Origin of the sequence: Rhodococcus sp. USK13 (assembly GCF_018343855.1) — a bacterium.
GTDB lineage: Bacteria > Actinomycetota > Actinomycetes > Mycobacteriales > Mycobacteriaceae > Rhodococcus_F > Rhodococcus_F oxybenzonivorans.
On record NZ_CP069242.1, the window covers coordinates 7,000,866 to 7,013,510 of the forward strand.

Here is a 12,645-nt window from a genome sequence, read left to right on the forward strand (position 1 = left end):
TCACGGATCAGCCTGGCGAAAGAACCACGTACTTACGGTTCGGTGCCAATGTCGTCGAGAACGTGAAGCAGGTCAGCGAGAAGTCTGTCAGCTTCGTCTTCGATGCCCTGTCAGACAGGCAACTGACACGAAATTGAGAAACTGAGTAAGTGTTTGGAGGGACGTAAGAACAACGGTGTAACTCTGAAAGGAGATGCACCATTATGACTGATGTGATTGATCGTGAGACAGAGACGAACTCGGCACGTGTGGGTGTCAGCGACGCGCGGCTGAAGGAGCTGGTGGATCAGGCGCGGGCCGAGGGTTTGCAGCTCACCGGAGACGGTGGGTTGCTGGCGAAGTTGACCAAGCTGGTGGTCGAGTCCGCGCTCGAAGGCGAGATGGACGACCACCTCGGCTACGGCAGGAATGACTCGGCTGGCAGGGGCAGCGGCAACTCCCGCAACGGCAGGCGCGCCAAGACCGTGTTGACCGAGGCCGGCCCGGTCGAGCTCGACGTGCCCCGTGACCGGGAATCCTCCTTTGAGCCGAAGATCGTGGCCAAGCGGCAGCGGCGGCTGACCGGGGTGGAAGACATGGTGATCTCACTGTCGGCCAAGGGGTTGACCACCGGTGAGATCTCCGCGCACATGGCCGAGGTCTATGGCGCCGAGGTGTCCAAGCAGACGATCTCGACGATTCCCCCAAGCACTGCGTGCAGGGAGGTACCCCCACCGAACGGGTGATGGACGGCATGGCCGAGTGGCAGAACCGGCCCCTCGATCCGGTGTATCCGGTGCTGTTCATCGACTGCATCCACGTCAAGATCCGCGACGGCAACGTGGCCAACCGGCCGATCTACGTCGTGATGGGAGTGACCGTCGACGGCACCCGCGACATCCGCCCCCGCGAGCGGGAGGTACCCCCAGGATTGTGGGCCGGCGAGCACGGCGACGGGGAGGGGGCGAAGTATTGGCTTCGGGTGTTGTCGGAGCTGAAAAATCGCGGTGTGCAGGATGTTCTGATCGTCGTGTGCGACGGTTTGAAGCATCTGCCCGACTCGATCGGACAGGTGTGGCCGCAGACTATCGTGCAAACCTGCGTGGTCCACCTCCTCCGCAATACCTAGGCCTACGCCTCCCGCAAGGACTGGGCCGAGATCGCCAAGGACCTCAAACCGGTGTACACCGCACCGTCGGAGCAGGCCGCGCTGGACCGGTTCGCCGAGTTCAGTGACAAGTGGGAGAAACGCTATCCCGCGATCATCCGGCTCTGGACCAACGCCTGGGCCGAGTTCGTGCCGTTCTTGCAGTTCGGAGCATGTTGCAGAATGCGTGTCGTCGGGACTGATCGTGACGCTCGTCTGGGAAAATTTGGGTATGGCCAAGGGATATCGTCCGGTGTTGCGTGATCAGGTGTTCCTTTTGCCTCCGGATATGCGGGAATGGCTTCCTGCGGATCATCTTGTCTGGTTTCTGTTGGAGACGATCGAGGTGCTCGATTCCCATGAGTTCGACCGGCGTCGTCGCCGTGGTGGGGTGGGCGCGGCCGGTTACGACCCGCGGATGCTGCTGGGACTTCTGATTTATGCCTACTGCAGAGGGATTCGATCCTCGCGGCAGATTGAACGGTTGTGCTCGACCGATGTCGCGTTCCGGGTGCTGTGCGCGCAAGACATCCCCGACCATTGCACGATCGCCCGGTTCCGCGCCGAATGTCAGGACGCGTTCACCGGGTTGTTCACGCAGGTACTGATGATCGCCGGCAAGGCCGGTCTGGGGCATTTCGGAACGGTCGCAATCGATGGTACCAAGATCGCCGCGAACGCATCGATCGACGCCAACCGCGGGCATGAGTGGCTGAGCGAGCAGGTCACTCGCATGGTTGCCGAAGCCGAACAGACCGACGCCACCGAGAACATCCGCGCTGCGCAGCGTGCACATGATGACGATGATCGGGTTCCTGCGCGGCTGATGGACCAGAGCAGTCGTGCACAGCGAATCCGTCAAGCGGCCGACGAGGTGGCCGCACAATTGAAACGCCAGCGCAACAACGAGGATGAGCGCGATGCAGCGGCACGGGCACGGTTGGCGAAATCGCAAGCGGGTGAACCTGTGGTCGGTCGTATCCCTGACGGACCGCACCGGCTCGCGGAAGCACGCGCACACCTGGCACGTGAAATCGCTACTCACCAGTCGAAACTCGAACGACGTGCCGCACTGATCGCCGCGGGGAAGAAACCGATGGGTGCCCCACCTGTTCCATTGGAACAGCACTCACGAATCATCCGCGCCCGACGAGTCGTCGAAGCCGCACTGACGGCCGAACACACAGCTTCCGCCACGAAGCCGGCCAAACCTGTATTGCCGAAGACGGTTGCCAACACCACCGATCCACAATCACGGTTAATGCCGACCAGGCGCGGATTCCTCCAGGGCTACAACGCTCAACTCGCCGTCACCAGCGATCAGATCATCGCGGCCGTACAGATTGGTCAGAGTCCCAATGACATTGCATCCCTTGTACCGATGATGGAGGCAAGTGGGCGCGCCGCCGCGATGCTGCACACCGATACCGGCAGATCCGAACACATCATCGGTGTCGTCCTCGCTGACGCCGGGTACTGCAGTGACAGCAATCTTTCTGCGCCCGGACCAGAGCGGTTAATCGCGTTGAACAAGACACGCGACCACGTGAAAGCGGTCATAGAACAGCCCGTGACAGGACCACCTCCGGAAGGCGCGAGCCCGAGACAGGCGATGTCGCACCGGCTACGCACACCAGAAGGATCCCGTCTCTACAAACGCCGCGGGGCCACCGTCGAACCCGGCATCGGCAACCTGAAGAAGGTCCTCGACCGATTCTCCGGCCGTGGTCTAAACAGCGCCCTCGGCGAGCTCAACCTCGCGGCCAGCGCTTTCAACCTGATGAAGATCCACCGAGCAACAACCAGCTGAACGCGCCGGCCGGAACGTGTCGGCAACCTCAGAATCGGCAGCAAACGAGAAAACCGACTCGACTGCCCCACCTGTTATGCCAGCGCGCATTCTGCGACGGGCTCTTCGACCACGCGATAAGGCAGGTGATCTACACGACAAACGCCATTGAGAGCGTCAACGCCCGAATTCGCAGAGCCGTGAAGGCTCGCGGCCACTTCCCCACCGAAGCGGCGGGCCCTGACATGCGTGTACCTGGCCATCATGAGCCTCGACCCCACAGGCACCGCCCGACAGCGCTGGTCCAACCGCTGGAAGGCAGCACTGAACGCCTTCGAGATCACCTTCGACGGACGCCTATCCTCAGGACGAAAGTAGCCACAAATCAACCAATTACACCGTTATCTGGACAAGCCCTGTTTGAAACACTTACTCAGTCCGTCAGCTGGTGGACTGACAGCGGGGCTGTCGTGAATCTAGCGAATGATGCAACAGTCGGGCTTGTCGTGGGATGACGGTATCTCAGGAAGGAGCGAAACCGGAGTTGCCCACTCCAGGGTCTTGCGGGGTCGACTATTCAACTGGGAGGCAACCTCGACCAGACGCTCTGGCGTATGGATGCTGAGGTCGCTGCTCTTGGGAAAGTACTGACGCAGTAGCCCTTGAGGTTCTCATTGCTGCCGCGCCGCCACGGCGCGGGGCGTCACAGAAGAACACGTCGACGTGCCCGATACCGATGCCAACGCCACCGAGTTCGGGTATGGCGGTTCCGGAGCCAACCGGTCCGCGTTCCCGAAGGCGCGGGTGGTCACGCTGGCCGAGTGCGGCACGCACGTGTTCCTGGCCGCCGAGGTCGACGCGTGGGCGGTGGGGGAGAAAACCTGGCCCAGCGGCTGTATCCGCGATTGCGACGCGACGAGTTGCTGGTCGCCGACCGTAACTTCTACTCCTGGCCACGGATCTCGAGACCCTAATGGGAGTCGATCAGCGAGCCTTCGCCGGGTAACGGATCACGAGGGGGAAGCTGATCATCGAGCCGCCGGCCGGTGAGCACTGCGAGACCCGGGAGTGAGGGTTCGATTCCTGACTGTAGAGCGTGCCCCGGCCGGTTGGCGAGGTCGCGAAGCGATCAGCGACGTCATGCGCACGAAGGGCACCGCGTTCGGACTGTTCATCGACGAAATGCAGGACCTCGACCCCGATCTGCTCGGTGCCCTGCTCGCGGTGCAGCACCGCGCCAGCCAACGCGAATGGCCATTCTTCGTCATCGGCGCCGGCCTACCCAGCCTCCCCGCGGTGCTCGCCGACAGCCGCTCCTACGCCGAACGGCAATTCTCCTACCGCACCATCGGCCCGCTCTCCCCCACCGATGCCGCCGACGCCCTCCGCGTCCCGGTCGAGGCCCACGGCGGTGCGTTCACCCCGGAGGCGCTCGAGATCGTCGTCGAGGCCAGCGGCGGGTATCCGTACTTCCTGCAAGAGTTCGGCAAAGCGATCTGGCACACCGCCCCCACCTCCCCCTTCGACACCGAGGACGCCCACACCGCAGTCGAGGAGGGGCGCCGGGCCCTCGACGACGGGTTCTTCCCGTCCCGGTGGACCCGCGCCACCGACCGCGAACGCCGATACCTGCGTGCCATCGCCGCCACCGGGGAAACCACCCCCCGGTCCGGGAAGGTCGCCGCAGCGATGGGGTGACGACGACCGCGGTCAGCGATGTCCGCGATTCCGCCATCAAGAAGGGCCTGATCTGGTCACCCGAACACGGTCGCATCGCGTTCACCGTCCCGGGAATGGCCGACTTCATTCGCCGCCAACCCACCGCCTGAACCCCCGCCGCTCGTGGGCGTCCGGCATTCCCCGTGCTCTGGCGGTGACGACGGACCTGTCGCCGACGGCCCCGCTCTACCCGCACGCACCCACCACTGTCCTATCCCGCGTGCGGACGTGCGCCGACACTGCGCTCGACGGGCCGCTGCGGCGGTGGGCGCATCGAATCCGCTGCAAACGCTGACGCGGAGCGACGAAGAATCTCGCGCTCCCACCGAGGCTCTCGCCGGGGCAGGTGCCGGTGCCGGTGTCCCCGCAACCCGGTGACGTGGGTCGAGGTCCTCGCAACGGGCGCACGGCGCAGCTGCGCCTCAAGCTTGGTCGCCATGCCCCACAGGTACAACCCTCGCTCGGTCGCCGCCACCAACGACGCCACGTCTCCCCCTGCGCCGAACCGCTTACCTTCGCCGGTGACCGTCACAGCCCGGACGTCGGACTCTCAGCGGCCGTGACCGCCTGGCCGAGGGCACGGCCGCAGGCAGGTCGAAAGCGTTGGCGGCCTCCGGCTGGTCGAGGCCGACGCGGCCCACCGCCCCGTCGGCCTCGAACCGGACTCGCCGCGATTCGGGCACCATCACGCGACCCGTCGGAACAGCGCGGTGAGCTTGGCCACCGCCGATGCACATGGTGACGATTCCGAACTCGAGGTCACATCGCACCAGGTCCTTGGCGACACGCAAGGCTTGGCGTCAGGGATCACCGCGACGGCTGGGATGCGAATGCCTCATTGCCCGGCGCCCCGTCGGACGTCGCCCGGCGATCCAGTGGACGCCCGCCGGCGATCTAGCGGGCGGACGCGGTGTGCTCCCGCACAGTCACCGCCCCGCTCGCCGTCGCCCCGGCCCCCGGCTCGGCGCTCCTCGCGAACCCGCGCCGTCCCGGCAGGACCACAAGGACGATCAGTGTTCCGGCGGCCATGACGATCCCGCCGATGAGGCTGGTCTGGGCGACGCCATAGGCGAAGGCCTGGTGGACGGCGTCCACGGCGGCCTGGGCCTGCTGGGGCCCGGCGGAGGGATCCTGCGCGACCCGCTCCGCGATGGCCAGACCACCACCGACCGAGTCCTTGGCGATCTCCATCGCCTCCGCCGGGAGCCGGTTGCCCACCAGGTCGGTCAGCTCGTCCCGGTAGGCCGTGCCCAGCAGCGAGCCCAGCACCGCGATGCCCAGCGCCCCGCCCAGCTCGAGCGCGGTGTCGTTGGCACCGCCGCCGACGCCCAGCTCGGACTCGGGGAAGGAGCCCATGATCGTGTCGGTCGCCGGGGAGATGGCCAGTCCGAGCGCGAGGCCCAGCATCATCAGCGGCGCCAGGAAGTCCCCGTACGTCGACCCCTTGTCGATCTGGGTGAGCAGGAACATGCCCGCCGTGCCGATGACCAAGCCGGTCACGACCATCGCCCTCACCCCGAGCTTCGGGGCGAGCTTCCCGGTCACCGCGGACCCGAGGAACACCGCACCGCCCAGCGGCAGCAGCCGGATGCCCGTGTCCAGGGCGTCGTACCCGAGGACGAACTGCAGGAACTGCGTCGAGTAGTAGAGCACGGCGAACATACCGAAGAAGAAGACCATCACCGCGAGCATCGAGCCGCTGAAGGGCCGCTGCGCGAACTTTCGGACGTCCAGCATCGGGTGCGGGTACCGCAGCTCCCAGGCGACGAAGGCGACCAGACCGACACCGGCGACCACGGCGGCGGTGACGGGGCCGACGCCCCAGCCGAAGTGCGGGCCCTCGATGGCGACGTAGATCAGGGAGCCGACGGAGACCATCGACAGCAGACCACCGACGTAGTCGATCCGGCCCATGCCCTCCGCCTTGGACGGCGGTACCAGGGCGAGCGCGCCGAACACGGCGAGGACGGCGAACGGCACGTTGATCAGGAAGGTCGAGCCCCAGGCGTGGTCCTCGAGCAACCAGCCGGAGACGAGCGGGCCGACGGCTACTGCCACCCCGGAGGTCGCGGCCCAGGCGGTGATGGCCTTGGCCCGCTCTCCCCGGGGGAAGGTCGCGACCACCAGGGACAGCGTGGCCGGCATCACGACCGCGGCACCGACACCCATGATCACGCGGGCAGAGATGACCAGCGAGGTCTCGTCGACCATGCTCCCCATCACCGAACCGCCGGCGAAGATCAACAGACCCAGCACCAGCGCGCCGCGCCTGCTGTACTTGTCGCCGATCGAGCCCAGCACCAGCATCAGCGCCGCGTAGGGAACGGTGTAGCCGTCGACGACCCACTGCAGATCACTGCTGCTCAGGCCCAGGTCGGTGGTCATGTCGGGGGCGGCGACGATCAGCGACGTGTTCGCCATCACCGTGATCAGCAGGCTCAGGCACAGCACGAGCAGCGCCCACCAGCGCCGCGCGTAAGGCCCGGTCATTTTCTCCACGGGGGTGTTCGCAAGGAAGGGCATCAGTAGCTCCTGAGGGGACGAGGCGGACGAGCGGAATCACTTAATTGCCCGTGAGGCGAGCGGGCGACGGGCTGAGATCTCGCTCATCCTGTGGCCCCTTGTGGGCTTCCCTCGGCGATCCTCTGGAGAGCCGCGTCGGTGTCCGCGGTGGCCAGCATCCTGTTGATGTCGGCGCCGGCCAGTGCGCCGGCCGCTGCGGAGGCCCCGACCTGGGCGACCAGATCGGTGGCGTTGCCGGCCACCCACACACCCGGCACCTCGGTGGCGCCGGCCATCCCGGAGGCGAAACCGCGGCCGATGTTCGGCAGGTCCTGCACCGGCAGGCCCAGACCTTCCAGGCCCTGGGTGCGGGCCTGCAACGACGCGGCGACCGCAACGACGCGGCGGGCCACGACTTCGCCGTCGGCCAGGCGCACCCCGGCGAGGGCACCGTCCTCGTCGTTGACAACCTCGGTGACCGGGGTGTCGATGATGCGGATGCCGCGGGCGGTGAAGCGGGCGCGGCTGTCCTCGTCCAGGTCGGTGCCATGGGTGAAGTAGGTCAGGTCCTCGGTCAGCTGACGGAACAAGAACGCGTGGCCGATGGAGACCGGTCCGGTGGCGAGGATGCCGATGGGCTCATCGCGCACCTCCCAGCCATGGCAATACGGGCAGTGCACCACGCTGTGCCCCCAGTGCTCGGCGAGCCCGGGCAGCTCCGGCAGCACATCCGTGAGGCCGGTGGCCACCAGGATGCGGCGAGCGGTGATGCTGCGGCCGTCGGCCAGGGTGACGGTGAACCGCAGGTCCCCCTCCGCTGACGGGGCAGCAGGCTCGGCCGAGTTCACCTCGCCATGAACGACGCGTCCGCCGTACTGGCGCACCTGCTCCCGGCCCCGTCGAAGGATCTCGGCCGGCGGGGTGCCGTCGAAGACGATGAAGCTGTGCACGGCCTCCGCCGGCGCGTTGCGCGGGGAGCCGCTGTCGATCACGACGACCGAGCGGCGGGAGCGGGCGAGGATCAGTGCACCGTTCAGCCCCGCGGCGCCCCCGCCGATCACCACCGCGTCGACGGTCCCTTCGGCCAGTGCGTCGCTCGCGTACGGAGAAGATGTCTCAGTCATGGCATCCTGCCTTTCTTATCAGTCATGGTTCGGTCAACCCTTCGAGTTCCGGGTGGTTGGAGGGGATTCTGTCCGGCAAGCTAAAGGCCGTTGTGTACTGAACTGTCAAAAATCTAGGCGGTTCTGTACTGGGTTGTCAAGTACGGCGGGTCGGTCTACCTTCTGCGTATGGGGCAACCCGTAGTAGTTTCCAGCGCAAAAAAACAAGAACTAGGCTGGCAGGGTCCAGGAAGGGCTCTCACTGTGGTGGGTGGGCGGGGTCGCGACGGCCGGGGCGAGAGTTGAGCCTGAAGAAGCGGAAGTCGGGGCCGACGCCGGCGAAAACGAGCGGAGGAGAATCGTGACCGGAGCGATTCGCCTGCCAGGTGAGGGAGAAGCATGAGCATCATCCCCGTGCCGGACGAGCAGACCCATTACTCGTCCCGTCGGTTGGGCGAGGTCGATGAGCTGGCCTGGCCGGTGTTGAGTCAGCACGCCCTGGACCTGTTGCGGTCATCCGGTGAGGAGCTGCACCCCGCGCCCGGCGAGTTGCTCTGGGACGCCGGTGATCCCACCGACTTGCACCTCGTGCTGACCGGTGGCGTACTCCTCGTGGACCGCCGGGACGACCGGGTTGTCTTCGTGATCGAGGCCGGTGACTTCGTCGGCGAGCTGGGCATGTTGATGGGGCAACGCGCCGTCTTCCAGGGCGTGGCCATGAAAGACACCGCGATCCTGCGGGTGCGGGTGGAGGAACTGCGCCGACTGGTGGAGATCTCGGGGGAGCTGAGCGATGTCGTGCTGTCCGCTTTGGATGCCCGGCGGCGCTTCCTGAGCAGGAAGGGCGAGGGCGGTCTGGTACTGGCCGGAGACGACGACGGCGACCTGCACCGCCTCCAGGACTTCGCTGAACGCAACCAGATTCCCTACCGGACGGTGCTGCGCTCGAATCCGTCGGCGTGGTCGGAGCTGGCGCAGACCTGTGCCTTGCCCGAGACCGGTACGGCCGTTGTCACGGCACAGCGGCGCGTAATGACAGTGCCTACCACGCGTGACCTGGCAACCGCGCTGGGAATCGACCTGTGGGGCATCGCCGACGATTCCCGGTGTGACCTGCTGGTGGTGGGCGCCGGACCGGCGGGGCTGGCTGCTGCTGTGTACGGGGCGTCGGAGGGACTGGACGTGGTCGTCGTCGAGGACGTCGCCATCGGGGGCCAGGCCGGCAGCTCGTCACGGATCGAGAACTACCTCGGCTTCTACCGCGGCGTGTCCGGGGTTGAACTGGCACGGGCGGCGATGCTGCAGGCGGTCAAGTTCGGGGCCAGGCTTCTCTCACCCCGCTCAGTCACTGGGCTGTCGGAGGTGCCCGGCGGGTTCCGGGTGCGGCTCGACGACGAGCACGACGTCCTCGCCTCAGCGGTGATCATCGCCAGCGGCGTGCGCTACCGGCGCCTGGACCTGCCTGGCCTGGCCGACCTGGAGGGCCGTGGAGTCTACTACGCCGCAAGCAAACTGGAGGCCAACCTGGTCTCCGGGCGGAACGCCGTCGTGGTCGGGGGCGCCAACTCCGCCGGCCAGGCGGCCCTGTTTCTCGCGCGGGACGCAGGCCACGTCCACGTCCTGATCCGCCGCGATGGCCTGTGCGACACCATGTCGAACTACCTGGCGCAGCGCCTGACCCACCACGAGCGGATCACCGTGCACCCTCGTTGCGAACTGTCCGCCGTCCATGGCAGCAGCCGGCTCAGCGGGCTGACCTGGCACGACCGCGCCCGCGACCGGGACGTACGACTCGACGCGGCCGCACTGTTCCTGATGATCGGCGCGGACCCACGCACGACCTGGCTGCACGACATCGGTGTCGACCTCGACGCCAAGGGTTTCGTGCTCACCCACGACAGCTTCGCCACCTCGATACCCGGGCTGTTCGCCGTCGGTGACGTGCGCGCAGACTCCGTCAAGCGGGTGGCGTCGGCCGTCGGCGAGGGATCCGTGGTCATCTCCGCAGTCCACGCCTACCTCGCCAGCAGAACGACGTTCTGACCCGAGGCTTTCGGCGAGACATGGAGACATGGTTGAACAGCTCCGGATGCCGGGTCAGCTCGACCGCATCCAGAGCAGTCGATGCTCCTCGCGGGGCCTTGCCGGTTTGATGCCGCATTCCTTCTGAGTTGGAAGGGATGCATGTCATGCCGAAGAAGTTGGATCCCGAGCTGGGGCCCGAGCCCCCAGGAAGCCGTGCAAGACGAGCGTCGGTTGACCATCGGGGTCACCACCCTGCAGCGCGTGAAAGGTGCCGTGCGGCAGCTCGAAAGTGACGTGTTCGACTCCATGTGTGTCAGCTTTTTCAAGAGTGGTCGGACGAGAGATGCTGATGCGGGCTTCGGTGTCTCTGGTTTTGGACATGGGCGTCTGCTCAGGCGCCGGGTGTACTGCGGGGTCAGCCGGCCAGTCGGTTGAGCTTGCGGATTTGTCTATCGAAGGCGCCTGAAGGCACGATCCGGCGCAGGATGCTGACGCGTCCGGCCATCGAGCCGGCGGTGTAGCGGAGCTTAGGCCTGGAATCGGTGGCGGCAGCGACGATCACCTTCGCGACAACGTCCGGGTGGTCGGCGTTGCGCACGGCCGTGGCCAGCATGTCTCGGGAGGCCTCCCGCTGTGCGGCGTAGATCGGCAGGGGCGAGTCGGGTGCCAGGCTGCTCGCCTCGAAACTCGTGCTTGTGTAGGCCGGCTCGACCAGCAGCATCCGGACGCCGTGCTCCCGAAGCTCGTGGTCGACGGACTCGGAGTAGCCCTCGACCGCATGCTTGGTGGCGGCGTAGACGGCCATGAAGGGGGCTGGAATCAGACCGAGTACCGAGGAGACGTTGACCACGCGGCCACTGCCCTGGGCGCGCATGTGGGGCAGCACTGCGTTTGTCATCCGCATCAGGCCGAAGACGTTGATGTCGAAGACCTCCTTGGTCTGGTGGATCGAGCTCTCCTCGCCGGCGCCGACCGCGCCCACTCCTGCGTTGTTGACCAGGACGTCGATCCGGCCGAACCGCTCGATCACCTCCCCGACCAGGGAGCGGACCGATTCGTCGCTGGCCACGTCGAGATCGAGGAACGTCACCCCGGCGAGCGGCCCGGCGTTCACCGCGTTGCGGCTCGTGCCGACCACCGCGAAGCCGGCGCCCACGAGAGCGAGCGCTGCCGCCCGCCCGATCCCGGAGGAGGCACCCGTCACGAGGGCCACTGGGGAAGCTGTCTGCATGTTGGTTCCTTCGGTTGTGGGCATGGCTTTATCGTGCGCTGCGCGGGGGGCGCCTGTGCTCAGGTCGACATGGTCCGCACCGGTCCTGCAAGCCCGGACCACGCCGGTCCGGCAAGCTCAGGATGGTTGTGTACTGAACAGTCATGAATCTAGGGAGTTCTGTACTGAGTTGTCAAGAAGGGTGGGTCGGCGCTACCTTATGGGTATGGCGAGACCACGAAGCTTCGACCGCGACCACGTCCTCCATGCCGCCGAGCGGCAGTTCCGCACCTCGGGCTACAACGGCACGAGCGTCGACGACATCAGCGCCGCCACCGGCCTGGGCCGCGGCAGCCTCTACGCCACGTTCAACGGCAAGCAAGGCGTGTTGGTGCAGGCGATGGCCGGGTACTTCGCCCGGCTGGGGCAGGCTGCGCCGAAGGCGCTCGCCGGACCGGACGAGGGCGCCCTGGAACGACTGCGCGGGTTCTTGCTCCGCGCCGTCAACGGCGTGCCACTCGCCGACGACGTACCCCCCGCCCCTGACCGGGCGGCGGCGGCCTGCTTCGCCGCCAAGATGGCCCTGGAGCTCGGCGCCTCCGACCCCGAGGTGGAACGCACGGCCAAAGCCTGCTTCTCCGTAATCGCGACGGCGGTCGCCGAGTGTGTGCGAGCGGCGCAGCGCAGCGGCGACATCGACCCCGACGCGGATCCTGACGACCTTGCCTACCTTCTGCTGACCATCGTCCGCGGGATCGATGTCGTAGGCGCGGCCGGCCACAGCCCCGCCCGCCTGACCTCGATTGCGGAGAGCGCGTTCGCATTGTTACCTCGCCCGCACGACCGCTGAGAAAGGCACGGCCGGCCTCGTTGCACAGGCATCTGATGCGGTCGGCCCACTTCGACGCATCACATCCCATGGCTGCCACAGAATCGAGACGGCGGAGGCACGGCCCGTAGGTTTACGCGCCGCCGGGCGGTCGTCTGGGCGGTTGGCGAAGAACTGCGCCCGTATCCAGTCGAGTGCTCCACCGCATGCGCGGTGTCGCCGGGTTTGAACTGCATGGTCAGTCGCCGAACGCCTCGTCGCCAGCAGACGGTGGTACTTCGGCCGCCGCTTCGCATCCGCCGGGGACGCACCCAGCTCTACGAGAGCGCCGAGGCGGAGCAC

At 66.6% G+C, this 12,645-nt stretch carries 7 protein-coding genes and 4 pseudogenes; 6 read left to right on the plus strand and 5 right to left on the minus strand.

From position 1 onward, the window contains the following. Positions 1 to 203 precede the first annotated feature (203 nt). From JQT59_RS34870 to JQT59_RS34880, 3 genes and pseudogenes are all read left to right on the plus strand, one after another. A pseudogene (locus JQT59_RS34870) lies at positions 204 to 1,330 on the plus strand (IS256 family transposase); the annotation flags it as partial. 28 nt (positions 1,331 to 1,358) lie between these two features. Beyond that, the gene (locus JQT59_RS34875; protein ID WP_213571840.1) at positions 1,359 to 2,936 is read left to right on the plus strand and encodes a transposase; all 1,578 of its coding nucleotides are present in this window, start codon (positions 1,359 to 1,361) and stop codon (positions 2,934 to 2,936) included. A gap of 119 nt (positions 2,937 to 3,055) precedes the next feature. Next, positions 3,056 to 3,293 (plus strand): annotated as a pseudogene (locus tag JQT59_RS34880) (transposase); the annotation flags it as partial. Between the two features lie 98 nt (positions 3,294 to 3,391). On the opposite strand, the pseudogene JQT59_RS37495 reads toward JQT59_RS34880, so the two are convergent. Then, positions 3,392 to 3,638 (minus strand): annotated as a pseudogene (locus JQT59_RS37495) (transposase); the annotation flags it as partial. 459 nt (positions 3,639 to 4,097) lie between these two features. Between JQT59_RS37495 and JQT59_RS34885 the strand changes: the two are divergent. Beyond that, positions 4,098 to 4,744: pseudogene (locus JQT59_RS34885) on the plus strand (DUF8462 domain-containing protein). A gap of 101 nt (positions 4,745 to 4,845) precedes the next feature. Here JQT59_RS34885 and JQT59_RS34890 read toward each other — a convergent pair. From JQT59_RS34890 to JQT59_RS34900, 3 genes are all read right to left on the minus strand, one after another. Then, complete coding sequence (locus JQT59_RS34890) at positions 4,846 to 5,166, minus strand: hypothetical protein (protein ID WP_213574199.1); 321 nt, start codon at positions 5,164 to 5,166, stop codon at positions 4,846 to 4,848. Between the two features lie 362 nt (positions 5,167 to 5,528). Next, positions 5,529 to 7,157, minus strand: coding sequence for an MFS transporter (locus tag JQT59_RS34895; protein ID WP_213574201.1), 1,629 nt, complete (start codon positions 7,155 to 7,157; stop codon positions 5,529 to 5,531). Positions 7,158 to 7,240: 83 nt separating this feature from the next. Beyond that, positions 7,241 to 8,260, minus strand: a complete 1,020-nt coding sequence (locus JQT59_RS34900) for an NAD(P)/FAD-dependent oxidoreductase (RefSeq protein ID WP_213574203.1) — start codon at positions 8,258 to 8,260, stop codon at positions 7,241 to 7,243. Between the two features lie 378 nt (positions 8,261 to 8,638). Here JQT59_RS34900 and JQT59_RS34905 point away from each other — a divergent pair, with 378 nt between their 5' ends. After that, positions 8,639 to 10,282 (plus strand): FAD-dependent oxidoreductase, encoded by a 1,644-nt coding sequence (locus JQT59_RS34905; protein ID WP_213574205.1) that lies wholly within the window; start codon positions 8,639 to 8,641, stop codon positions 10,280 to 10,282. Positions 10,283 to 10,679: 397 nt separating this feature from the next. Here JQT59_RS34905 and JQT59_RS34910 read toward each other — a convergent pair whose 3' ends face one another. Further along, the gene (locus JQT59_RS34910) at positions 10,680 to 11,495 is read right to left on the minus strand and encodes an oxidoreductase (RefSeq protein WP_213578354.1); all 816 of its coding nucleotides are present in this window, start codon (positions 11,493 to 11,495) and stop codon (positions 10,680 to 10,682) included. 205 nt (positions 11,496 to 11,700) lie between these two features. Here JQT59_RS34910 and JQT59_RS34915 point away from each other — a divergent pair, with 205 nt between their 5' ends. After that, complete coding sequence (locus JQT59_RS34915) at positions 11,701 to 12,324, plus strand: TetR/AcrR family transcriptional regulator (protein ID WP_213574207.1); 624 nt, start codon at positions 11,701 to 11,703, stop codon at positions 12,322 to 12,324. Positions 12,325 to 12,645: the final 321 nt, after the last annotated feature.

Coding starts and splice junctions, on each gene's coding strand:
- JQT59_RS34875 (WP_213571840.1), top strand. CDS start 1,359: ATGGCCAAGGGATATCGTCCGGTGTTGCGTGATCAGGTGTTCCTTTTG.
- JQT59_RS34895 (WP_213574201.1), bottom strand. CDS start 7,157: ATGCCCTTCCTTGCGAACACCCCCGTGGAGAAAATGACCGGGCCTTAC.
- JQT59_RS34900 (WP_213574203.1), bottom strand. CDS start 8,260: ATGACTGAGACATCTTCTCCGTACGCGAGCGACGCACTGGCCGAAGGG.
- JQT59_RS34905 (WP_213574205.1), top strand. CDS start 8,639: ATGAGCATCATCCCCGTGCCGGACGAGCAGACCCATTACTCGTCCCGT.
- JQT59_RS34910 (WP_213578354.1), bottom strand. CDS start 11,495: ATGCAGACAGCTTCCCCAGTGGCCCTCGTGACGGGTGCCTCCTCCGGG.
- JQT59_RS34915 (WP_213574207.1), top strand. CDS start 11,701: ATGGCGAGACCACGAAGCTTCGACCGCGACCACGTCCTCCATGCCGCC.